24 protein-coding genes are annotated in these 20,890 nt (G+C 49.3%); 12 read left to right on the top strand and 12 right to left on the bottom strand.

What is annotated here, in order from left to right; genetic code table 11:
- Positions 1 to 25 precede the first annotated feature (25 nt).
- From sdaAA to M5E81_RS00930, 4 genes are read right to left on the bottom strand one after another with little or no spacing between them, the layout of a single operon-like run.
- The gene (gene sdaAA, locus M5E81_RS00945; RefSeq protein ID WP_249747647.1) at positions 26 to 913 is read right to left on the bottom strand and encodes an L-serine ammonia-lyase, iron-sulfur-dependent, subunit alpha; all 888 of its coding nucleotides are present in this window, start codon (positions 911 to 913) and stop codon (positions 26 to 28) included.
- 10 nt (positions 914 to 923) lie between these two features.
- Entirely contained in the window at positions 924 to 1,589 is a 666-nt protein-coding gene (gene sdaAB / locus M5E81_RS00940) for an L-serine ammonia-lyase, iron-sulfur-dependent subunit beta (RefSeq protein ID WP_009144429.1), read from the bottom strand.
- A gap of 9 nt (positions 1,590 to 1,598) precedes the next feature.
- Positions 1,599 to 2,039: a HutP family protein gene (locus M5E81_RS00935; RefSeq protein ID WP_249747646.1), complete on the bottom strand. Its 441-nt coding sequence runs from the start codon at positions 2,037 to 2,039 to the stop codon at positions 1,599 to 1,601.
- Positions 2,040 to 2,088: 49 nt separating this feature from the next.
- Positions 2,089 to 3,531: a sodium:solute symporter family protein gene (locus tag M5E81_RS00930; RefSeq protein ID WP_040564445.1), complete on the bottom strand. Its 1,443-nt coding sequence runs from the start codon at positions 3,529 to 3,531 to the stop codon at positions 2,089 to 2,091.
- 276 nt (positions 3,532 to 3,807) lie between these two features.
- Here M5E81_RS00930 and M5E81_RS00925 point away from each other — a divergent pair, with 276 nt between their 5' ends.
- From M5E81_RS00925 to M5E81_RS00910, 4 genes are all read left to right on the top strand, one after another.
- Positions 3,808 to 4,047: a TIGR03905 family TSCPD domain-containing protein gene (locus tag M5E81_RS00925; RefSeq protein ID WP_040564446.1), complete on the top strand. Its 240-nt coding sequence runs from the start codon at positions 3,808 to 3,810 to the stop codon at positions 4,045 to 4,047.
- A 75-nt stretch (positions 4,048 to 4,122) separates the two neighbouring features.
- A complete protein-coding gene (locus tag M5E81_RS00920; RefSeq protein ID WP_249747645.1) occupies positions 4,123 to 5,073 on the top strand; it encodes a magnesium transporter CorA family protein in 951 nt (316 codons plus the stop codon).
- 9 nt (positions 5,074 to 5,082) lie between these two features.
- The gene (locus M5E81_RS00915) at positions 5,083 to 5,313 is read left to right on the top strand and encodes a hypothetical protein (RefSeq protein ID WP_009144434.1); all 231 of its coding nucleotides are present in this window, start codon (positions 5,083 to 5,085) and stop codon (positions 5,311 to 5,313) included.
- A gap of 28 nt (positions 5,314 to 5,341) precedes the next feature.
- Complete coding sequence (locus M5E81_RS00910) at positions 5,342 to 6,934, top strand: helicase HerA-like domain-containing protein (RefSeq protein WP_009144435.1); 1,593 nt, start codon at positions 5,342 to 5,344, stop codon at positions 6,932 to 6,934.
- A gap of 64 nt (positions 6,935 to 6,998) precedes the next feature.
- On the opposite strand, the gene M5E81_RS00905 is transcribed toward M5E81_RS00910, so the two are convergent.
- A complete protein-coding gene (locus M5E81_RS00905; RefSeq protein ID WP_044484707.1) occupies positions 6,999 to 7,346 on the bottom strand; it encodes a cupin domain-containing protein in 348 nt (115 codons plus the stop codon).
- Between the two features lie 241 nt (positions 7,347 to 7,587).
- Between M5E81_RS00905 and thiS the strand changes: the two genes are divergently transcribed.
- From thiS to M5E81_RS00875, 6 genes are all read left to right on the top strand, one after another.
- Complete coding sequence (thiS, locus tag M5E81_RS00900) at positions 7,588 to 7,782, top strand: sulfur carrier protein ThiS (RefSeq protein WP_040564455.1); 195 nt, start codon at positions 7,588 to 7,590, stop codon at positions 7,780 to 7,782.
- Positions 7,783 to 8,412, top strand: coding sequence for a sulfur carrier protein ThiS adenylyltransferase ThiF (thiF, locus tag M5E81_RS00895; RefSeq protein WP_009144438.1), 630 nt, complete (start codon positions 7,783 to 7,785; stop codon positions 8,410 to 8,412). It abuts the gene before it with no gap.
- Between the two features lies 1 nt (position 8,413).
- Positions 8,414 to 9,181, top strand: coding sequence for a thiazole synthase (locus M5E81_RS00890; protein ID WP_249747644.1), 768 nt, complete (start codon positions 8,414 to 8,416; stop codon positions 9,179 to 9,181).
- A gap of 9 nt (positions 9,182 to 9,190) precedes the next feature.
- Positions 9,191 to 10,408: a 2-iminoacetate synthase ThiH gene (gene thiH, locus M5E81_RS00885; RefSeq protein ID WP_249747643.1), complete on the top strand. Its 1,218-nt coding sequence runs from the start codon at positions 9,191 to 9,193 to the stop codon at positions 10,406 to 10,408.
- Positions 10,401 to 10,979, top strand: coding sequence for a thiamine phosphate synthase (locus M5E81_RS00880; RefSeq protein WP_249747642.1), 579 nt, complete (start codon positions 10,401 to 10,403; stop codon positions 10,977 to 10,979). Before thiH ends, M5E81_RS00880 begins: the two co-directional genes overlap by 8 nt.
- 141 nt (positions 10,980 to 11,120) lie before the next feature.
- Positions 11,121 to 11,648: an inorganic diphosphatase gene (locus M5E81_RS00875; RefSeq protein WP_040564460.1), complete on the top strand. Its 528-nt coding sequence runs from the start codon at positions 11,121 to 11,123 to the stop codon at positions 11,646 to 11,648.
- A gap of 177 nt (positions 11,649 to 11,825) precedes the next feature.
- Here M5E81_RS00875 and alr read toward each other — a convergent pair whose 3' ends face one another.
- Complete coding sequence (gene alr, locus M5E81_RS00870; protein ID WP_009144443.1) at positions 11,826 to 12,944, bottom strand: alanine racemase; 1,119 nt, start codon at positions 12,942 to 12,944, stop codon at positions 11,826 to 11,828.
- A gap of 155 nt (positions 12,945 to 13,099) precedes the next feature.
- Entirely contained in the window at positions 13,100 to 13,243 is a 144-nt protein-coding gene (locus M5E81_RS11365) for a FeoB-associated Cys-rich membrane protein (RefSeq protein ID WP_210685100.1), read from the bottom strand.
- Positions 13,244 to 13,508: 265 nt separating this feature from the next.
- On the opposite strand from M5E81_RS11365, the gene M5E81_RS00865 reads away from it, so the two are divergent.
- Positions 13,509 to 14,147, top strand: a complete 639-nt coding sequence (locus M5E81_RS00865; RefSeq protein ID WP_249747641.1) for an isochorismatase family protein — start codon at positions 13,509 to 13,511, stop codon at positions 14,145 to 14,147.
- 60 nt (positions 14,148 to 14,207) lie between these two features.
- Here M5E81_RS00865 and M5E81_RS00860 read toward each other — a convergent pair whose 3' ends face one another.
- Together M5E81_RS00860 and M5E81_RS00855 are read right to left on the bottom strand one after the other, a co-directional pair.
- Positions 14,208 to 15,434, bottom strand: coding sequence for a M24 family metallopeptidase (locus M5E81_RS00860; RefSeq protein WP_249747640.1), 1,227 nt, complete (start codon positions 15,432 to 15,434; stop codon positions 14,208 to 14,210).
- Between the two features lie 43 nt (positions 15,435 to 15,477).
- Positions 15,478 to 16,287: an HAD-IIA family hydrolase gene (locus tag M5E81_RS00855; RefSeq protein ID WP_249747639.1), complete on the bottom strand. Its 810-nt coding sequence runs from the start codon at positions 16,285 to 16,287 to the stop codon at positions 15,478 to 15,480.
- Positions 16,288 to 16,390: 103 nt separating this feature from the next.
- Between M5E81_RS00855 and M5E81_RS00850 the strand changes: the two genes are divergently transcribed.
- Positions 16,391 to 17,038 carry an HAD family hydrolase gene (locus tag M5E81_RS00850; RefSeq protein ID WP_249747638.1) on the top strand — a complete coding sequence of 216 codons (648 nt, stop codon included), beginning with the start codon at positions 16,391 to 16,393 and terminating at the stop codon, positions 17,036 to 17,038.
- 40 nt (positions 17,039 to 17,078) lie between these two features.
- On the opposite strand, the gene M5E81_RS00845 is transcribed toward M5E81_RS00850, so the two are convergent.
- From M5E81_RS00845 to M5E81_RS00835, 3 genes are all read right to left on the bottom strand, one after another.
- Positions 17,079 to 18,005, bottom strand: coding sequence for an alpha/beta hydrolase (locus tag M5E81_RS00845; RefSeq protein WP_249747637.1), 927 nt, complete (start codon positions 18,003 to 18,005; stop codon positions 17,079 to 17,081).
- A 272-nt stretch (positions 18,006 to 18,277) separates the two neighbouring features.
- Positions 18,278 to 19,216 (bottom strand): M23 family metallopeptidase, encoded by a 939-nt coding sequence (locus tag M5E81_RS00840; RefSeq protein WP_009144450.1) that lies wholly within the window; start codon positions 19,214 to 19,216, stop codon positions 18,278 to 18,280.
- A 13-nt stretch (positions 19,217 to 19,229) separates the two neighbouring features.
- Positions 19,230 to 20,840 carry a putative polysaccharide biosynthesis protein gene (locus tag M5E81_RS00835; RefSeq protein ID WP_249747636.1) on the bottom strand — a complete coding sequence of 537 codons (1,611 nt, stop codon included), beginning with the start codon at positions 20,838 to 20,840 and terminating at the stop codon, positions 19,230 to 19,232.
- Positions 20,841 to 20,890 lie beyond the last annotated feature (50 nt).

The following is a 20,890-nucleotide window of genomic DNA, read 5'->3' as shown; positions in this document are numbered from 1 at the left end:
GATTAAAGTCTCCTTTGCTATTTTTTTATTTACGGGCAAAGTATTTTGCTGCCCACTCTATAGCCGAAGGCGTTGCGGCCATACCGCCGCCTGCGGTTTCCTTCAAAGCACAGGGAAGCGCATCCCCTACGCTCTTCATGGCATCAATTGCTTCATCAGCATTAATAAAGCTGCTGATTCCGGCCAGTGCCAGCTCTGCTGCCAACAGCGCCTGCAAAGCACAGGCTCCGTTACGTTTAATGCAGGGTACTTCTACCAGGCCTGCCACAGGATCGCAAACAAGGCCCAGCACGTTTTTAAAAACGACTGCTACTGCTGTACCAACCTGCTGCGGTGTGCCGCCCAGCATAGAAACAGCAGCACCTGCTGCCATCGCTGCAGCACTGCCGCATTCTGCCTGACAGCCACCCATAGCACCTGCCAGAGAAGCGCGCTCGTTGATTACCATACCGATACTGCCGGCAACCACCATACCGCGCTGCAAGGTTGCATCGTCTAGTCCACAGTGCTTTTTCAGTGCGAATAACACTCCCGGAAGCACGCCGCTGGCACCTGCTGTAGGAGCAGCAACTATACGTCCCATAGCCGCGTTGCACTCGCCAACTGCTGTAGCATAGATAACGGCATCTAAGGCCTTCTCGCCCAAAAGATTAACAAAGCCTTCGGCACCTGCGGCTGCAGCCAGCTTTTTGGCATCACCGCCGGTCAGACCGCTGTGCGAGCGGACACCGGTTAACCCATGCTCTACTGATTTCTCCATAACGTCCAGCATTTCCTGCATTTTCGCCAACAAATCTTCCTGACTGCATTCCAGCTCACGCATATTGTAGTCTATGAGAAATTCATCTAACGGCTGCTGCCATTCAGCAGCCTCTTTAATCCAGCTGTTCAAAGACAGCATTTCTTTCTTCATGCTGCACCCCTTACAAAACACTGGCGATAAAACGCACCGATTCTATCTGCTGCAGCGCGCTTATAAGATTGATAATCTCCTGCGGCACTGCCTCGTCACATTCAATAACCATAGATGCCATACCGCCCTTATCGCTGCGGAACAAGCGCATCGTAGCGATATTTACACCGGCATTGGCCAAGGTACTGGTAACCAGCGCAATAACACCTCTGGTATCAATATGCACTGTCAAAATAGCAGGCAAGCGTCCTGTAAGCTCCACTGGGAACCCGTCAATTTCCGTAACCTGTACCTGACCGCCGCCAACAGAAGAGCCGACGATATCACAACGGGCACCATTAGCTGCAGTCAGCTTAAAAAACACAGTATTGGGATGAGCCTTATTGCCCAAATCAATTTTATGATAAGAATATTCTAAGCCGTTTTTCTCCGCATAGCGGTCAGCCTGCGGAATGCGTTCATCATCCGGCAGCCAGCCCATCAGGCCGGCAAGCAGCGCCATATCCGTGCCATGTCCCTTATAGGTTTCAGCAAAGGAGCCATGCAGATAAATCTCTGCCTTTACCGGCTTACTGCCAAGAATACTGGTAGCCAAAAGTCCCAGACGGACAGCACCGGCAGTATGCGAGCTGGAGGGACCAATCATCACCGGTCCGATAATATCCAAAATACTCATAAAGCACCTCTATTCATCACTGGCCAGCGAACGATGTGCCAAGCCGACACACAGCTCATTGAGATTAAGCACGCCAACGCCCATATAAATAGCAACACAAAGATGCTCTCCGGCGCGGGCAATACCTATTTTACCGCCGACATTGAAGCCAAAGGCCTTAACCTTTACCTGTTCCAGTGCTTCGTGCGCCGCACCGGCCACAGCACCGGCACCCACATGAGATTCGGTTACAAGTCCCTGACGCTGCGCAGCCACTACGGCACGCTCGACAATTTTTACAATAGAAGGAATAAATTCACCGCCGAAATCAACAGCTGTTGAACGGATGCCATGCTCCGCTAAGCGTTCCTTTACATTCGTTTCCTCCACACGACTGGAGGTAAGTGCAATACGCAAGGCAGCACGGCCGATTTCGATGCTGTTGATGCAGCTTTTACCACATTCATGCATGTTAGTCACACCCCTCACAAAACAATTTTTATATCAGCAGGCGCAGAGATTATTCGTCCTTTTCAGGAACCTCTACAACCTCTTTGATTTTATTTTTATCCAGCATTGCTACCAACAGGAAGGTAATAATGCAGATAGGCCATTCAAAGTAAATTACTTCGTTGGCAAAAAGCGGTTTGATGCCTGCCAGCGGGCTGCCGGGAACAAACCAGAGAGCAATGCCGATAAGGCTCACCAATGTAGTCCAGAAAGCAGAGCTGCGACGGCACAGGCCGGGAGCGAACATCGTAAAGAAGAATACACAGGTCAGGCCGCAGGTCATAGACAAACCGGCAATCATCGTCTTAACAATGCCTGCCGCATTGAAGGCAAACCACAGAGTAATCAGGCCGACAGCAAAAACAGACAGACGATTGATGATGACAAATTTATTTTCCGCAACAGTAGGATTAATAAAGCGTTTGTAAATATCATTACTGAAGAGCGTAGCCGCACCCAGCAGAATAGTGCAGGCAGTAGATACATCCGCAGCCCACAAAGCAGCCAGAGTTACACCGCCGGCAAGAGGATCCAGAGTCATAACAACCTTAGGCATAGCAAGTGCAGCCTGCGCTACCGGCATTTCCGGATACATTGCCTTGCAGACAACGCCCAATACAGCGCAGATGAAGCCTACAGGGAAAATCATCAGGCCGGCCAGCACATAACCGTTACGGGCAGCCTTGGCATTTTTTGCACCGCAGGCAATCTGTACAGGACCCTGCGCGGTAATAGTCTGAGTAATCATAACGATAATCCAGCCGAGAATAGTAGCAAAAGCCAGGCCTGCTACCGGACTGCCCATAACCTCGGGGTTAGGCAGCTTACTGAGCACTGCATCCCAACCGCCTACGTTGGATACAGATTGAATTGCAGAGTAGATAATACCGATATAAATCAAGGTAACGCTGACAATATTTGCCAGACCGCTGGACCAAAGACCGCCAATCAGCGTAATACCGATAAATACCACGGCACTCATAATCATACCGCCATGGAAGGAGAAAATCTCCGGCAGCAGCGAGGACAAAATCGCACCGCCTGCCATGTACTGCAAAGCAGTAATAACGCACATAATGATAACCAGACCAATAGCAGCGATTGCACGGCCTTTAGTATCATAGTAGAACTCAAAGAATTCCGGAATAGTGGAAACCTTCATAGAACGCAGCTTGCCTGCTGCCAAAAGGCCCATAACAATAGCACCGATAGACCAGGCACCGTTATACCAGCCTGCTGCCAGACCAACACTGAAGGCACGCTGTGCTACGCCGACTGTAGAAGCAGCGCCGACTGCCAGACCGGTAACATTGACAGCTACCAGAATCGTGTTCAGCTTACGTCCGGCCAGCAAAAACGCTGTCGAACCCGAATCAGCCTTGTGCTTAACCCACAAGCTGATGCCAAAAAGCAACGCGATGTACACTACAACAATTACCAACTGAATAGACATAAAAACTACACTACCTTTCTTCCATGCTACAAAAGCATAATACTTGTGCTGTAAGAATATAAACCATGCTACCATCCTACAACGTACAATAATTTGTCTTATATTATACCAACTTTTTTTAGTAAATTAAAGCTCCCGCCAAAACTTTTCTGCAGCGGGAAATTTTTTGAAATAAAATTTACGTAAAATCTTTCTTGCGCAAGCGTAAGAAAAAGGATTTTATTTATTTTTGTCGAATTGTCTAATGTATGTTGTGATACAATGGAGGAAAGAAATATGTTTACTTATAAAACCATCGGAGTATGCTCCCGCGAGATTCATTTTGATATAGTTGACGGCAAGCTGCACAATGTAAGCTTTGACGGCGGCTGCCCCGGAAACCTGGCTGCTATCGGCAAGCTGGTAGAAGGCCAGGATGCCAAAGCAGTTGCTGATTTGCTCAAGGGCAATGACTGCCGCGGCCGCGGCACCAGCTGCGCCGACCAATTGGCCAAAGCTATCTCCGAGCATCTGTAATATATAAAGATTGTTGTGACGCAGACGGTGCTTTATATCACGCCTGACAGGAAAGAGGAAAGGAGGAACCCTACTATGTACAAAATTTTAAAAAGTACCGACCAAGGATTGGACGAGCTGGAGCTGGAACATCTGGAAAAGGGCTACTGGCTTGACATAGTGGCTCCTTCTGTAGAAGAGCTGCAGGAAATAGCGGCAGCGACAAAAATCCAGATGGATTTTTTGAGTGCCGCACTGGACGAGGAAGAAAAATCCCGTATCGAAGTAGAGGATGACCAGATTCTGATTTTGGTCGATATTCCTTTTTTACGCAGCAATAAAGATTACGATACCCTGCCTTTAGGTATCGTAGTAACCGAAGAAGGCATTGCCACTATCTGTTTGGAGCCAAACGCCGTAACTGCAGATTTTGGCACGCACAACAGCAAAATGTTCAGCACCTTCAAAAAAACGCGCTTTTTGTTCCAGATTCTTTATAAATCCGCTACTCTCTATCTGAAATATATCCGTATCATCATCCGTCGTACGGACGAACTGGAAATTCACCTGCGCCAGTCCATGGAAAACAGCGAGCTCTTCAACCTACTTGATCTGCAGAAGTCCTTAACCTACTTTTCCACATCTCTGCGCAGTAATTCCATTGTACTGGAAAGACTGCTGCGTCTGCGCAATGCGACACAGTCCCAGCATCTTATAAAGGTATACGAAGAAGATGAGGATTTGCTGGACGATGTTATCATCGAATATAAGCAGGCTGTAGAAATGGTTGAAATGTACAGCCACATTCTTAACAGCATGATGGAAGTTTTTGCCAGCATCATCAGCAACAACCTGAACCTGGTCATGAAATTTTTGGCATCCGTCACCATTATTTTGGCGATTCCTACACTCATCAGCGGTTTGTGGGGCATGAACGTACCTGTCCCCTTTGCGGAAAACCCCTTCGGGTTCCTTATCGTCATCAGTCTGGCGGCGTGTATTGCCATCGGCACTGCCTTCATGCTGTGGAAGAAGCGAATGTTCTGAGGTTAGAAAATGTCTAAAATTACGCAAGAAAAACTGCTCGCCGGAATTATTTTCGGCGATAATGATAACGAAGAATATATTTACCTGCCCGGCGGCGAGGTTGGCAGCGAAGCGCCTCTTTGCGTGCTGGAACGCGGCGGCAGCCGCGAGGACCTGCCTCTTGAAGAAGCGGCACAGCAGGTTCATCGTCTTGCGCTGCGCCCCTGCACTCATCCGCTGTGGGGTAAGCGTTCGTACTAAATCATAATGCCGCAAGGAGGAATGCAAGATGTATATCCCTAAACTGCACAAAATCTGGCTTTGTCAAAATGACAATGGCGGTATCTATATGTATCCCAAAATGGCAAATCGTCACGGCCTGATTGCCGGTGCTACCGGTACAGGCAAAACCGTTACGCTCAAGGTGCTGGCAGAAAGCTTCAGTGAAATGGGCGTACCTGTTTTTCTGGCAGATATCAAGGGCGACGTTTCCGGTATGTGCCTGCCCGGTGAGGACAGCGAAGGCTTCCGCAAGCGTTTGAGAAATAAGCTTGGCCTGGAAACAGAATGGAAATTCGCCGGTTATCCGGTACGCTTCTGGGACGTTTACGGCAAAGGAGGCATTCCCGTACGCGCTACCGTTTCGGAAATGGGACCTGATCTGCTCAGCCGTCTGCTGGAGCTGAACGAAACCCAAAGCGGTGTAATGAATATTGTTTTCCGCGTAGCAGATGACCAAGGCCTGCTGCTGTTGGATTTCAAGGATTTGCGCAGCATGGTACAATACGTCGGTGATAATGCTGCCCAGTTCAAAACAAGCTACGGCAACATCACTCCCGCCAGCATCGGTGCTATCCAAAGAGCTTTACTGCGTCTGGAGGACCAGGGTGCGGATATTTTCTTCGGTGAACCGGCACTTGATATCAAGGACTGGTTTGCTACGGCAGAAGACGGCCGCGGCGTTATCAACCTGCTGCATGCTACCGAACTGTTCCAACGTCCGCTGCTCTACTCCACCTTCTTGCTGTGGATGCTTTCCGAGCTCTACGAAATGATGCCGGAAGCAGGCGATTTGGATAAACCCAAAATGGTTTTCTTCTTTGACGAAGCTCATCTGATTTTTAAGGATGCACCGCAATCCCTTTTGGATAAGATTGAACAGATTGTCCGCCTCATCCGTTCCAAGGGCATCGGTATTTACTTTATCACCCAACAGCCAACCGACGTACCCGAAAGCGTACTGGCACAGTTGGGCAACAAGCTGCAGCATGCACTGCGCGCCTACACTCCTAAAGAACGCAAGAGCCTTAAAGCTACCGCACAATCCTTCCGCGAAAACCCTGCATTAGATTCAGAAGCTGCCTTAGGCGAGCTTGGCACAGGCGAGGTCCTCGTTTCTATGCTGGACCCCGAAGGTATTCCTTCTATCGTACAGCGTGCTTATGTAATACCGCCGCGCAGCTATCTTGGCGTGTGTGATGACGCCAAACGCCAACAGCTGATCAAGGACTGCCCGCTCTACAGCAAATATGCAGAAGCTGTTGACCGTGAATCCGCCTACGAGCTGCTGACACAAAAAGCGCAAGAAGCACAGGCGGAAGCCGAAGCGGCAGCGAAGGCTGAAGCTGAAGCGAAGGAAGCAGCGCTGAGAGCAAAAGAAGAAGCCAAGCAGGCCAAGGAAGCGGAGCGTGCCGCCAAAGCTGCGGAACGTGAGCGCATTGCAGCAGAACGTGCTGCACAAAGAAGCAGCGGCCGCCAAACCAAGAGCGTGTTGGACAAGGTTTTGGACAGCGCTGTCAATTCCGCTACCCGCACAGTAGGCAACCAAATCGGCAGCAAGCTGGTACGCGGTATTTTAGGAAGTCTTTTCAAAGGTAAATAAAAAAATTCAGGACTGACGCACAGCCAAGGCGTCAGTCCTTTTAGTTTAGACATAGAAGCTATAATTATTTTTTGATTACCAGAGCCTGCAGCAGCAAATCCTCGGCAGCATCTGCCGGATTGCCGATAGCATGACCTTCGCCGCTGGGACAGTGCACCTTGTCGCCTGCATGCAGCGTCATGGCCTTGCCGTTATCGTTGTACTCGGCAGTTCCCTGCAGCACCACGATAGTTTCGCTGTTGCCGTCGTGAATGTGATAGCCAAGGCTGCAGCCCGGTTTAAGAGTTACCTTAGCGTACATTACTACGCTGTCATTAAGCATGCTCTCGTCAAGATAATGTTCAATAATTACGTCACCATTGCCACCAAAGCGGTTGGCGCAGATGTCTGTTTTGCTGTTTGTTATTTTCATAAGCAAAGCCCCCTCTTTTTGTACTTCTTCCATTATATGCCTATTTGACGCTGCAGGCAAATATTTCTCTGACAGCATATGTAAGTTATCTCCTTGACACTTACTGACAAAAACATTATACTTATGCTAACAACTTCATAAACAAAGCTTAGAGTGAGTCTGAAATTTAGCTCATGAAGGGGTACACCACCACGGGTGTAGCTTTTTCATGAGCTTTTTTATTACCCGAAAGGAGAAAATCATGCTTATCAACGGAGAAGAAAAAGCTTTAGCCTGCCCCACCGTGCTCAGCGAGCTGCTCACGCAGCTCGGCTATCGCGCTGCATTTGTTGCCATCGAGCTTAACGGCAATATCATCAAGCAGGCGGACTTTGGCAGTACAACAATTACCGACGCCGATAAATTGGAAATCGTCAGCTTCGTAGGAGGTGGCTGAATGATTAGCAAGGAGGAAATCAATGCCGCACTTGGCAAAGGACTGACACAGGAGCAGCTCGACGCTCTGCATAACGCGCGCGTTGCTGTCGTAGGCCTCGGCGGACTTGGCAGCAACATAGCAGTCGCCTTAACCCGTCTTGGCATAGCTCAGCTTTATCTTTATGATTTTGACAGGGTAGAGCTTTCTAATCTCAACCGCCAATATTATTTTCTTGATGATATAGGGCATTACAAGGCCGACGCCCTTGTGAAGCATCTGCTCCGGATTAACCCCTACGCAACTTTGCATTCGCAGGTAGTCAAGGTAAATCAGGAAAATATCCCCGCACTTTTAGGTGACTGCGATATTATCTGCGAAGCGCTCGATGATGCTTCAAGCAAGGCTATGCTCGTGAGCACTGTTTTGAGCACCTGGAGTGATAAAAAGATTATCGCCGGCAGCGGCATTGCAGGCTTCGGCAAAGCTGAAGAAATCACCAGTAAAAAAATCAGAAAAAATCTTTATCTTTGCGGCGACGGCAGCAGCGATTTTCACGATTTACCGCTCTGCGGTGCGCGCGTCGCACTCTGCGCCATGCAGCAGGCACTGCTTGCCGCACGCATTATTTTAGACTTGGAGGAAAATTAAAATGACAAACGATACGTGGACTTTAGGCGGACACGAATTTCATTCCCGTTTTATTTTAGGCAGCGGCAAATATTCGCTGGACTTAATCAAAGCAGCCGTAGAGCAGGCCGGTGCGGAAATCCTTACACTCGCTCTGCGCCGCGCCAACAGCGGTGCTCTTGCCAACATTCTTGATTATGTGCCGGAAAACGTTACCTTACTGCCCAACACCAGCGGTGCACGTAATGCCGAAGAAGCAGTGCGCATCGCCCGCCTTGCACGCGAGCTTTGCCACACCTACTTTGTAAAAATCGAAGTAATTAAGGACAGCAAATATCTGCTGCCCGACAATCATGAAACCATCAAGGCAACAGAAATCCTTGCCAAAGAGGGCTTCATCGTTATGCCCTATATGTATCCTGACCTGCAGAGCGCACGTGATATGCGTGACGCCGGTGCTGCCTGCATCATGCCGCTGGGCGCACCAATCGGCAGCAACAAGGGCTTGTGCACGAAGGATTTCATTCAAATTCTGATTAACGAAATCGACCTGCCGATTATTGTCGACGCAGGCATCGGCAAGCCTTCTCAGGCCTGCGAGGCTATGGAAATGGGAGCTGCGGCTATCATGGCGAACACCGCGATTGCCAGCGCCGGTAATCTGCCGCTTATGGCAAGTGCCTTCCGCGATGCCATCAACGCCGGCCGCAAGGCTTATCTCGCAGGCTGCGGCAGTGTCCGCGACACTGCCAGCGCCAGTTCCCCGCTGACAGGATTTCTGCATGATTGAGGTGGCAGCATGAAGAACGAAGACAAATTTTTCAATAATAGCATTTATGATGAACAGGCAGCAGCCTTCAGTGAAAAACAGCTGACTGACCCAATGCAGTATCAGGAAGGCATGGAAATTATCGACTCCGATATTTTTGATAAGGTGCAGACTGCCCGTGCCGCTTATGATTACACAAAATATACGGAAGCAGACGTACGCGCAGCACTCGCTCACAGCGAGCGTACGCCCGATGACTTCGCTGCCCTGCTTTCACCTGCCGCATTGCCGCTTCTAGAGGAAATTGCCCGCGCCGCACAGATTGAGCGCCAGCGTTACTTCGGCAATAACGTTACCTTTTTCACACCGCTGTATATCGCCAACTACTGCGAAAATTACTGCATCTACTGCGGCTTCAACAGTCACAACAAAATTCAGCGCGCCTGCCTCAGCAGTGAACAGATTGCTGCCGAAATGCAGGCAATCGCCGCCACAGGCCAGCAGGAAATTCTCATTCTTACAGGCGAAAGCCGCAAGATGAGCGACGTGCATTACATCGGTGAAGCCTGCAAGCAGGCACGCCAATACTTTAAGGTAGTCGGCGTAGAGATTTATCCGCTCAACAGCGATGAATACACTTATCTGCATGAATGCGGCGTGGATTACGTAACTGTTTTCCAGGAAACATATAACAAGGATAAATACGCACAACTGCATCTGGCAGGTCATAAGCGCGTTTTTCCCTACCGTTTTTACGCACAAGAGCGTGCCCTGCGCGGCAAAATGCGCGGCGTCGGCTTCGCTGCTCTGCTCGGCCTAGACGACTTCCGTCGCGACGCCCTCGCTACCGGCCTGCATGCCTACCTGCTGCAAAAGAAATATCCGCATGCGGAAATCGCTTTCTCCTGCCCCCGCCTGCGCCCCATCATCAACAACGACAAAATTAAACCGATGGACGTGCACGAGCGCCAGCTGCTGCAGGTTGTCTGCGCCTACCGCCTGTTCATGCCCTTCGCTTCAATTACCGTTTCCAGCCGTGAATGCGCGCGTGTGCGTGACAATTTGATGCTCATTGCCGCCAACAAGATTTCCGCCGGTGTCAATACAGGCATCGGTGCACACAGCAAAAAGCAGGAGCTTGGTGACGAGCAGTTTGAGATTGATGACAGCAGAAGCCTGCAGGAAATCTATGATGCATTGCTGAAAATCGGCCTGCAGCCTGTAATGTCGGAGTACGTTTATGTCTGAGCTACCGCTGATTGCCGTTACGGACAGCGCCACCTGTCCCCGTCCGCTGGCTGAGCAAATAGAGCGTTTGGCAAAGCTTACGAAGTTGCGGCCGCAGGCTGTTATCCTGCGTGCGAAATCTTTAGACAAAGCAGCCTATCGCACGCTCGCGCTGCAAGCACAACAAAGCTGCGAAGCTGCAGGCATACCGCTTATTTTGCACAGTGATTGGCAGCTGGCAAGTGAACTTGGCATAAAAAAACTACATCTGCCGCTTGCTCTGCTGCGCCAACTGCCAACTTGCGAGTGTGCGCATTTCACCTGGCTTTCTACATCTGTTCACAGCGTTGAAGAAGCAATCGAAGCACAAGCGCTTGGTGCTACTGTACTCATCGCCGGACACATCTATACTACGCAGTGTAAGGCAGGCCTTGCACCGCGCGGTCTTGGCTTTCTGCAGGCCGTCTGCAGTGCTGTAAGCTTGCTGGTTTACGCTATCGGCGGCATAGGCTTCGATGCTGCGCAGCACGCCGAGCTTCAAGCGAATGGAGCACGCGGAGCGTGCGTAATGAGTGCTTATATGAGGCTGTAATAACGTTTGGTAAAAGTTATGCAAAATCGCCCTGCAAAAGTTGACATCAGCCTTCATAACATCTATGATTAAGAGAGGAATTTGTGAGAAACATATTTATTTCTGTCCCAAAGCACAAGAGGAGGCAAAAACGAAATGACTATGAATATTTGGCATGACATTGATCCCAAACGTATCTCTCCTGACGATTTTATTGCAGTTATCGAAATCCCCAAAGGCTGCAAGGTTAAGTACGAGCTGGACAAGGAAACAGGTCTGCTCAAAATGGACCGCATCCTGTACACCGCAACTCACTATCCTGCCAACTACGGCTTTATTCCCCGTACCTACGCAGCAGATAACGACCCGTTAGATGTATTGGTTTTATGCTCCGAAAACGTTGTGCCGATGACCTTGATGCGCTGCTACCCCATCGGCGTTATCATCATGGAGGACAGCGGTGATATGGACGAAAAAATCATTGCGATTCCCTTCGGTGACCCGATGTATAATTCCTACAAATCCATCAGCGAGCTGCCGCAGCATATCAGCGATGAAATGATTCACTTCTTCAGCGTGTATAAATCGCTCGAGGGCAAAAGCACCGCTCTTGAAGAGGCACATGATGTAGACAAAGCAAAGGAAATCATCAAGCAGTGCCAGCAGCGCTATAAAGATACCTTTTGCTGAAAAATAAGCATGTAAAAAAGACTATTGCGTAAAATTGCTTACGCAATAGCCTTTTTAGGTTGCTACAGCTCCCCCGCCAACAAAAAAAGGACTGCCTTTCGCAAATGCGTCCAGCAGCCATAAAATAAGGGAAAGCGTATTTAGTTAAGAAGCAGCGGTTCACGCCAATGCTTCTTTTTAGTTGCCGCGTACATATTCACGCGGCACACGCGGGCTCACGTCGCAGACAATTTCATAGCAGATAGTATCTGCCCATTCCGCAACCAGCTCCATTGGCAGCTCACGACCGCCAAACACGATGACCTCACTGCCCAGCTTAACGTCCGGAATATCCGTTACGTCCAGCATCGTCTGGTCCATGCATACGCGTCCGATAATCGGCGCCTTTTTGCCGTTGACCAGCATATACCCGCGGTTAGATAAGCGGCGGCTCACGCCGTCGGCATAACCGATAGGCACAGTAGCGATAACACTCGGTCTCGTCAATGTATAGGTTCTGCCATAGCCGATTGTTTCACCGGGCGGCAGTGTTTTCACAAAAGCAACCTGCGTCTTCACAGTCATAACAGGTTCAAAATCCTTGTAGCAGTCAATCATATGCGCCGGGTGCAGGCCATACAGGGTGATTCCCTGACGCACCATATCCAGCTGATATTCCTGCAGCTCCGTCAGCGCAGCACTGTTGGCGATATGACGGATAGGGATATGCACTCCCTCCGCTTCAATCAGGCGCAACGCCTCCTGAAAGCGTTCAAACTGATAGGCAGCATACTGCTTATCATCAGCGTCAGCAGTCGCAAAGTGACTGAACACGCCCTCAATATAGATACCGGGCAAGGACGCTGCCAGCTTGGCAAACCTGCCGGCATCACGCACATGTACACCGATACGGTGCATACCTGTATCAATCTTAATATGTATTTTAGCCTTAGTATGCAGCTTCAAAGCCGCCGCATTCAAAGCATATAAGCGTTCTTCATCAAATACTGCATGGCTGATATCATAACGCACGCAAATTTCCGCAACCTCCGGTAGCATTGAGCCAAGCACCAGAATCGGCGTTTCAATACCGGCCTCGCGCAGCTTCACTCCCTCCTGCAGGAGAGCTACCGCAAAAAAGTCTGCACCGTTACGCGCTGCTTCCTGCGCTACGCGCACAGCGCCATGACCATAGGCATCTGCCTTGACGACAGCACATAATTTGGTTGTCGGCTTCAGATTGGCCTTAGCCATCTGCACGTTATGTGCAACTGCATCTAAATTTATTTCTGCCCACGCACCACGTTGAATATGCACAATGGCATCCTCCTCAGCTTATCGTCCAAAAAATAAACCGCAGGCAAAGCATCGTTGCTGCGGCATCAAACTTACCCGTGAATTTTGTTTAGCATACAATAATTTTACAAAACTCTAATATTAGCATATAACCAACAGGGGATTTTGTCAACATTTTATTTTTTTATCGAGTTGCAGTTTTTAGCATGCGGACAGCCGGAACAGCCGTTGCACCCGCCGCGATACTTGTTGCCAAAATAACTGCGCACTGCCAAAATCACCAATATTACCAACAAACCACCAATAATATAGGTTGCCATCAGTCTGCCTCACTTTATAATTATCATTATTTGTTATATTAACCAAGAATTCTAGCTATAGTGTAAACCAAAATTATGCTTTTGACAAATGAATTCTTTGTGAAAGAGTGACACTGGAAAATTTTTCCTGAGCGAAACAATATATTGCTTGCGACATTTTATTTAACTCACCATATATTCCTATAGCAAAAGCGTTTTCCCTATTGATAAAATCACTGCGGTATACTACAATAAGTCTAAATTAAAACAGAAAGCAGGGTTTACTATGCAATTACCGGAAAAAAAATACATTGCCTCCTTTGATATTGACGCGCAAAACACCTTCACCCCGGTCTGCCCCGATGAACTGCCGGTTGCCGAAGGCGATACCATTGCTCCCGAGCTGAACGCCCAAGCGCAATTCGCCAGCCTGCGCCTCGCTTCCCGCGATGCGCACAGCCGTTGCGCACTCTGGATCAGCGACGCCGAGCACGCTCCGCTCACTCCCATCAGCGGCTATCCTGATCTCGATATCCGTTGGCCGGCACACGCTATTATCGGCACCAAAGGCTTTGACTTCATCGACGGCCTCGATGAAGCTGCCTATAACTATCAGGTATTCAAGGGCATTGAAGCAGACAAGCATCCCTACGGTGCCTGCTACCATGACCTGAAGGACACTCTTTCCACCGGTGCCATCGAATATCTGCGCTGTCACGGTATCACCACCGTTATCTGCGGCGGTCTGGCAACCGATTACTGCGTAAAAAACACTGTACTGCAGCTGAAGGCTGCAGGCTTCGACGTTATCCTGAACAAAGCTGCCTGCCGCGGCATTGCTCCCGAAACCATCGAGAGCGCTATGCAGGAAATGGCTGCTGCCGGAGTAAAATTCGTAGAGTGCGCCAAGGAATTAGCTGAATAAGACTATTACTGAAAAATGCTGCAGGCTTTGCGCCCGCAGCATTTTTGTTGTACTGTACTACTATTCAATTTCACGCAGCGCGTGCGAGCGACCAGTCAGCGAACGTGCGCCCTTTTCCGTAACCACATAGGTATTTTCCGTGCCTACCAGACCTAAACCCGGCAAAGCAATTTTAGGCTCTACGGCAAAAGTCATACCAGGCTCCAGCGGCTGCTTAAAGCCCTTCGCTATAGCCGGCGCTTCATCCATCACCAGACCAATGCTGTGGCCCAGGAATTTACCGCCGTTCATAAACGCATCGCCGTAGACATTATCAAACTTTTCCATAGTGCGCAAATAAAGGTTTTCAATCGGCTCACCCGGCACCATCATGGACACTACCTCTTGCTCCAGCTCCAGGCAACGCTCCTGCGCTGCCAGTAGTCTTGCACATTGCTCGTCCTTTTGCAGACTGCCGAAATAATAAACGACAGTCTTATCTGTATGGTAACCGTCAAAACCGCAGGGAACATCAAGATAAACCAGTCTGCCATGCTGCAGCTTGCGGAAAGCATTGCCTATGGATTGCACCGCTATACATGTGCCGCCGGTACCGCCGGGGCCGTCAAAGCCTGTGCGTACCAGACCACTCTTGCCAAAGGAAGCCAAACCGACAACCTCCTCGCCCAAGGATTGGTTAAAGCGCGCTGTTCCGTGCGAGCCGCGCTGCACCATCTCGCTGTAAAGCTCAATGGCCAGCTGAGCCTCGCTGATACCTGCATGAATCAGCTTCGGTGCAATAACATCCAGCACTGTTTCGTGAATAGCGCCGGAGTGTTCCATCTGCTGCAGCTCATAAGCACTCTTGCGCAGACGCAGCTCCTGCAGCACAGCATCAAAGGAGCCAACCTCTTCAAAAGCAAAATACTTATGCAGCATACGCTCCCAGTCCAAGGTAGCCTTCTTCGTTTCTACATACATAATGCGCGGCGCACTGCCATAATAGGCAGCAGCTTCACGAAAGCTGTGCATCGGACGAATATCGCTGAAATGCGATTCATTTACTGCACGCTCATAATTGCGGCGCACCCAGAAAATTGCATCCTGCGGACGAATCAGCAGCACACCCTCCTGCATTGTACCTGTAAAATAATACATTGCAATCTTATGATTAACTGCAGCCATCTCCCAACCGGGATGCATTTCATCCATCATTCGGCGAAATTTCTCCAGACGCGCCTCAAGCTCACTTGCGGGCACGGGGCGAATAGCATCAGTCAATACAGCAGTCTGCTCCAAAACAGCCATAGCAATACTCCTTTCGTTATCAAAGCAAAGTATTTATACGTTATTAACCAAGATATTGCAAAATTTCCTTAGCATGCGGTAGAATAATATCCGGCTTAATAGAACCGTTTTCTACATCTTCCATGGTTGCCTCACCAGTCAGCACCATCACAGAAAGAATATCGTTGTTCAGGCCAAAGGCAATATCTGTCGCCAGGCGGTCACCCACCATAGCAATTTCCTCTTTTTTATAACCGGTTTTGTCTAAAACCACGTCTACCATATACTTATAAGGCTTACCGAAAATCAGCTGCGGCTTTTTACCGGTAGCAGTTTTAATCAGCTCCAACATCGCACCGGTATCAGGAATGAATTCGCCGCCTTCAATCGGGCAGCGCACGTCAGGATGCGTTGCAACATAAGGCACCCCCTTGTCAATCAGGCGGCAGGCGGTAGTAAGGCGGTCATAGGTAAGTGTCTGGTCAAAGCCGACAACTACATAATCAGCGCCCTCCTCCAACGTATTCGTCAGCGTAAAACCTGCTTTCTCAATCGTTGCCAGCAGCTGCGGCGTTCCCAGCACAAACAGCTTCGCGCCCGGTTTATTCTTCTGCATCCAGTTTGTCAGCGCATCCGATGAGATCAGGATATTCTCACGCGTAACCGGCACGCCAAGTCCGTTCATCTTCTGCACATAATGCTCGTGGCTGCGGGAAGAATTATTTGTCAGCAGATAATATTCCTTACCTGCAGCCTTCAATTTATCAAAAAAGCCCTCCATACCCGGAATCAGTTCGTTGCCCAGGTTGATGGTTCCGTCCATATCAAAAAGAAAACACTTAATTTTCGCTAAGCGAGCGTAATCATAAGTCATGCCCTATCCTCCATACTTAAATATAACAATATTATAAAGCATTTGCCTTTTTTGTGCTACAATAGACAAGGAAGAAAATCTGAAGTTCCAAAGGAGATTAACTATGAAATATACAACCATTATTTTTGACCTTGACGGTACCTTACTCAACACATTGGCAGATTTAGCTGTCGCTACCAACCATGCTTTAGCAGAGCACAAGCTACCTCAGCGCACCACAGACGAGGTGCGCCAGTTTGTCGGCAATGGCATCCGCAAGCTGATTGAGCGTGCGGTACCGGCTGACACCCCTGCAGAGCTGCAAGAGGAGGTCTTTGCAAGCTTCAACAGATACTATAAGCAGCACTGCGCCGACAGCACCCGCCCCTATGACGGCGTACCGCAGCTTTTGCAGCAGCTGCGCACTGCAGGCTGCTGCACCGCCATTGTTTCCAACAAAGCGGATTACGGCGTACAAGCGCTGGCTAAACAATACTTTAACGGACAGCTCGATGCTGCCTGCGGCGAACGCGCCGGCATCGCCAAAAAGCCTGCGCCGGATATGCTGTTGGCAATCATGCAGCAATTAAAGGCTGAGCCTGCAAGCACTATCTATATCGGTGATTCGGATACCGACATTGCCACCGCAAGCAATGCAGGCGTAGACTGCATCGGCGCCTGCTGGGGCTTCAGGGGCCGCGCCTTTTTGGAAGCACATGGTGCCAAGCTGCTGGCTGAAACCGTTGGCGATATCTGGAAGCTTATAAAGTAAAAGAGGCTGCCTCACGACAGCCTCTTATTTTATAACTATTTTAAGCTAAGCAATCATACATAAATTTAATCAGTCCGGCTTCAACTTCGTCACGCAAGCACAGCTCATTGTGAATTTCATGACGGAATCCCGGATACGGCTTTACAGAAACCTTATGTCCGGTTTTTGCCAGCAGATTTGCTACATGATACAAGCCCTCGCCGTAATTACCGCAGGGATCCTGGTCACCGGCAATCAGATAGCTGGGAATATTTTGCGGCACCTTGGCAGCCCACTCATCATTTTCAATATAATGATACAACTGCACGAAATCATAGCACAGCTCCAGCGTAGTATCAAAGGTATTGAACATATCGCCTGCATGGTCCTCAACAATACGCGGATCTGTTGCAATCCAATCTGCAGGACCGTTGGGATTTTCCACTCTGTCCGTCATACCGCAGAAAACACGCTCAAACCAGACGCCGCAGGGTTGATACGGATCTGCCTCATAGGCAGCCTTGAATTCCGCATTAACATAGGCATCCTCACAGCCCTTCCACTGCGAGCAGACACCGCACAGCATCATACCTTTGATATCTTCACCGTAGATTGACGCATAAGCACGCGCCAGCATAGAACCCCAGCTATGGCCGAAAACGAAATACGGCAGCTCAGAATATGCCTCTTTAGCAATATCATGCAAAGCCTTTTCATCCTTCAGGTAAGTCATATAGCCGCCGGAATGCGGGTCACCCAGGGTGCCTCCGTCATAGCCGGTTTTACCGTGACCGAGATGGTCATCAGCAAACACTACAAAGCCTGCTTCATTGAACTTGCTAATCATATGCAGATAGCGGCGTGAATGCTCACCATAGCCGTGAATCAGCTGTACAATAGCTTTCGGTTTGCCTAAAGGACTGTAGGACCAGGCCTTGATGGTATCTCTGCCGTTGGCAGAAGGGAAGGAAATTTCTCTGATGGACATAATGCGGACCTCCTCGCCTGTAATTATTTATAATATTAAGATAATGATAACACCTGCATTTCCTGCTGTAAAGCAATAATAGCGCTCTAAAGAATGTTTTACGTATTTTTTACACTAAATCCATCTCTGCATATCCCTCATAAATTCTGACCAAGACATACAAAAAACCACTACAACAAATTTGTCATAGTGGCTTGCAAAATCTATTTTTAATTTTAACGGTCAGCTTAGCACTGAACTGTTTTGCCGCTGATATCAATGCACAGCAGTCTTTATTTATTTTTCAGCACATAGAACGGATCGATATTCTGTCCGTCAGCCAGTACCTCATAATGAATATGCGGACCTGTACTGTAGCCTGTACTGCCGACAAAGCCGATAATCTCGCCTTTGATGACCCTCTGCCCTGCAGCAACGGCAATGCCGCTCATATGTCCGTAGGCCGTTTTATAGCCATTACCATGATTGATACGCACATAACGTCCGTAGCCACCGTTCCAACCTGCCTGTTCAATCGTACCGGCAGCCGTAGCATAAACCGGTGTGCCAAAATCGACTGCTATATCCAGACCGGGATGCCAATCATACCCGCCCTCAATCGGACCGGTACGCACACCGTAATTACTGCTGATAGTGCCGCCGTCGGTCGGCCATTTGTCCGGGAAGGACGCCATGCCGCCACCGGAGCCTTCAACCTCACTTAAGAGCTCGCTGACAGATTTTTTGGTACTATCAAGCATCTTTTTGATATTGGCATTTTGCGCTGTCAGCACCGCCATGGTACCGTTGATATCCATTTTAGCAGGCCCGCCCTTGCCTGTATAAGACGTATTGGCAGACGTTTCCTTTGCCGCTGTCGAATCAACCATACTGGTACCTTCGCCCAGCTTGCTGCTGTCTACATCACGGATGACAGCACGGCGCAGCTTTTTCTCCAGATTGGAAATTTCGGCCATATCGCGCAGCATTCTTTCGTTATCCTGTAAAAGCTTCTGCAGCTTTGTCTGCTGCTCAGCCTTGTTTTGCTTATAGGCAGCATAATCGGTTGCTTCGCTGCGATAATCCGCCAGCTGATGATATAAATAGCCGGCTCCGCCGACTGCTCCGACAAGCACCAGGGCAGTAACAGCAATGCCTGCCTTGAGCTTAGCATACGAAAAATTTACTACCTTGCCGTTTGGCAAGCGCAGCTCACATTTCCTTTCCTCCATTATTTTAATTACCTCACTTGAAAAGACCAAAGCGTTGGCCTACTGCCAACAATCTGCGTCCCACAAAGGGCACGTTGTCCAAATCCTCTTTATTCAGACCACCGCAGGCCAGCAGCGCCAATGCATAGACAGGAACAGCTACCGCCATAGCAAACAGCACACACCACATACCCATGCTTTCCGTAAGCATCAGCACGCCGTAAATCGCCGCGCCCATGACACAGGAAGCAAAGCAGGGACGGATAATGCTGCCAACAGAGAAGCTATAGCCTGTCAGCTTGTAAATAAAGCCCATATTGATAATCGCTGCCACGGCAAAATCTGCCACCGTCGCCATCGACGCACCGCGGATGCCCAGCTCCGGCACAGCAGTAAGATACCAGCTCATAACGATTTTTACAATGCAGGCAATAATCATATTGATTACAGGGATTGCCGTGCGGCCAAGGCCTTGCAGAATACCTGTACTGATTTGATGCATACCTAAAAACAGAATACCGATGCTCATCGTCTGAATCGCAGGTGCCGCACCGGGAGCGTTATACACAAGCGCCGCAACCTTTTCTGCCAGACAATACAAGCCCATAAAGCATGGGAAGGTGATAATCATCGCTACGCGGAAGGCGATACGGATTTTATCACGGATTGCATCAAAGCTGCCCAGCGCACGAGATTCGGAAATCGACGGCACCAAGCTGATAGTCATTGCCGCCGTAAAAATTGTTGCCAGATTAACCAACGGTACAGCCATACCTGTCAGATAACCGAACAGCTCAGTCGCATGATGAATATTAAAACCGGCTGCTTCCAGACGCTGCGGCACAAGCAAAAGGTCCAGATTTGCACCTATCGGCAGCATCAGACTGGTCAGAGAAACCGGCAAAGCCAGCTTCAGCAGACGCTTGATGATATGTCCGGCGCTTTCTACCGGCGCACTGTCATCCTGCTCTGCCATTTCCTTTTGCAGGCGCTGCTTCAGGCGGCGATAGAACCACATCAGCACCAAAAGTGCACAGAACGCGCCTACACCGGCACCCATGCTGGCACCGCCTGCAGCGAACGCCAAACCGTACGGCATAAAGAGGTCGGCAAAAACGAGCATGGTAATAACACGTGTCAGTTGCTCGACAATCTCACTGACCGCCGTCGGCGTCATAATCTGCCAACCCTGCAGATAACCGCGGAAGCTGGCCAGAAAGGTTACGAAGAAAACCGCAGGCGCCAGAGCGATAATAGAATAATACGCACGGCTGTCGCGGATGATATGGTTATTAACCAGCCAGTCCGCACCGAAAAACAGTGAGGACGAAAACAAAAGGCCAGTCAACAGCAGCACTCGCAGCGAAACATTAAAGACTCGCTTGGCACCGCGATAATCCTTATTCGCCAATTTTTCGGAGGTAATAATAGATATTGCCACCGGTACACCGGCACTTGATACGGTTATTGCCATCAGATAGATTGGAAAGCCCATCTGATACAGACCGATACCTTCGCCACCCAATACACGTGATAAAATAATCCAGTTCAGAGAACCGATAACCTTGACCACAATACTGGAGGCCGTAAGGATTAAGGTTCCCTTTAAAAATTTGCTATTCGAAGCTTTAGAATCTGCGCTCATAAAATCCCCTTGTTTATAGATAGATATACATTATAATTATCCTCTTTTCC

Origin of the sequence: Phascolarctobacterium succinatutens (assembly GCF_023497905.1) — a bacterium.
GTDB classification, from domain to species: domain Bacteria; phylum Bacillota; class Negativicutes; order Acidaminococcales; family Acidaminococcaceae; genus Phascolarctobacterium_A; species Phascolarctobacterium_A succinatutens.
Note: the sequence above shows the minus strand (reverse complement) of the source record. Positions and strands in the feature narration are given on the sequence as shown.

Excerpts from the sequence above, each read along its gene's own strand:
- M5E81_RS00890 (WP_249747644.1), top strand. The coding sequence starts at position 8,414 with ATGACAAACGATACGTGGACTTTAGGCGGACACGAATTTCATTCCCGT.
- thiF (WP_009144438.1), top strand. The coding sequence starts at position 7,783 with ATGATTAGCAAGGAGGAAATCAATGCCGCACTTGGCAAAGGACTGACA.
- M5E81_RS00925 (WP_040564446.1), top strand. The coding sequence starts at position 3,808 with ATGTTTACTTATAAAACCATCGGAGTATGCTCCCGCGAGATTCATTTT.
- M5E81_RS00920 (WP_249747645.1), top strand. The coding sequence starts at position 4,123 with ATGTACAAAATTTTAAAAAGTACCGACCAAGGATTGGACGAGCTGGAG.
- M5E81_RS00905 (WP_044484707.1), bottom strand. The coding sequence starts at position 7,346 with ATGAAAATAACAAACAGCAAAACAGACATCTGCGCCAACCGCTTTGGT.
- M5E81_RS00855 (WP_249747639.1), bottom strand. The coding sequence starts at position 16,287 with ATGACTTATGATTACGCTCGCTTAGCGAAAATTAAGTGTTTTCTTTTT.
- M5E81_RS00915 (WP_009144434.1), top strand. The coding sequence starts at position 5,083 with ATGTCTAAAATTACGCAAGAAAAACTGCTCGCCGGAATTATTTTCGGC.
- sdaAB (WP_009144429.1), bottom strand. The coding sequence starts at position 1,589 with ATGAGTATTTTGGATATTATCGGACCGGTGATGATTGGTCCCTCCAGC.
- M5E81_RS00860 (WP_249747640.1), bottom strand. The coding sequence starts at position 15,434 with ATGGCTGTTTTGGAGCAGACTGCTGTATTGACTGATGCTATTCGCCCC.
- M5E81_RS00845 (WP_249747637.1), bottom strand. The coding sequence starts at position 18,005 with ATGTCCATCAGAGAAATTTCCTTCCCTTCTGCCAACGGCAGAGATACC.
- M5E81_RS00935 (WP_249747646.1), bottom strand. The coding sequence starts at position 2,039 with ATGCATGAATGTGGTAAAAGCTGCATCAACAGCATCGAAATCGGCCGT.
- M5E81_RS00910 (WP_009144435.1), top strand. The coding sequence starts at position 5,342 with ATGTATATCCCTAAACTGCACAAAATCTGGCTTTGTCAAAATGACAAT.
- sdaAA (WP_249747647.1), bottom strand. The coding sequence starts at position 913 with ATGAAGAAAGAAATGCTGTCTTTGAACAGCTGGATTAAAGAGGCTGCT.
- M5E81_RS00865 (WP_249747641.1), top strand. The coding sequence starts at position 13,509 with ATGCAATTACCGGAAAAAAAATACATTGCCTCCTTTGATATTGACGCG.
- M5E81_RS00835 (WP_249747636.1), bottom strand. The coding sequence starts at position 20,840 with ATGAGCGCAGATTCTAAAGCTTCGAATAGCAAATTTTTAAAGGGAACC.
- M5E81_RS00880 (WP_249747642.1), top strand. The coding sequence starts at position 10,401 with ATGTCTGAGCTACCGCTGATTGCCGTTACGGACAGCGCCACCTGTCCC.
- thiH (WP_249747643.1), top strand. The coding sequence starts at position 9,191 with ATGAAGAACGAAGACAAATTTTTCAATAATAGCATTTATGATGAACAG.
- M5E81_RS00840 (WP_009144450.1), bottom strand. The coding sequence starts at position 19,216 with ATGGAGGAAAGGAAATGTGAGCTGCGCTTGCCAAACGGCAAGGTAGTA.
- thiS (WP_040564455.1), top strand. The coding sequence starts at position 7,588 with ATGCTTATCAACGGAGAAGAAAAAGCTTTAGCCTGCCCCACCGTGCTC.
- M5E81_RS00850 (WP_249747638.1), top strand. The coding sequence starts at position 16,391 with ATGAAATATACAACCATTATTTTTGACCTTGACGGTACCTTACTCAAC.
- M5E81_RS11365 (WP_210685100.1), bottom strand. The coding sequence starts at position 13,243 with ATGGCAACCTATATTATTGGTGGTTTGTTGGTAATATTGGTGATTTTG.
- M5E81_RS00930 (WP_040564445.1), bottom strand. The coding sequence starts at position 3,531 with ATGTCTATTCAGTTGGTAATTGTTGTAGTGTACATCGCGTTGCTTTTT.
- M5E81_RS00875 (WP_040564460.1), top strand. The coding sequence starts at position 11,121 with ATGAATATTTGGCATGACATTGATCCCAAACGTATCTCTCCTGACGAT.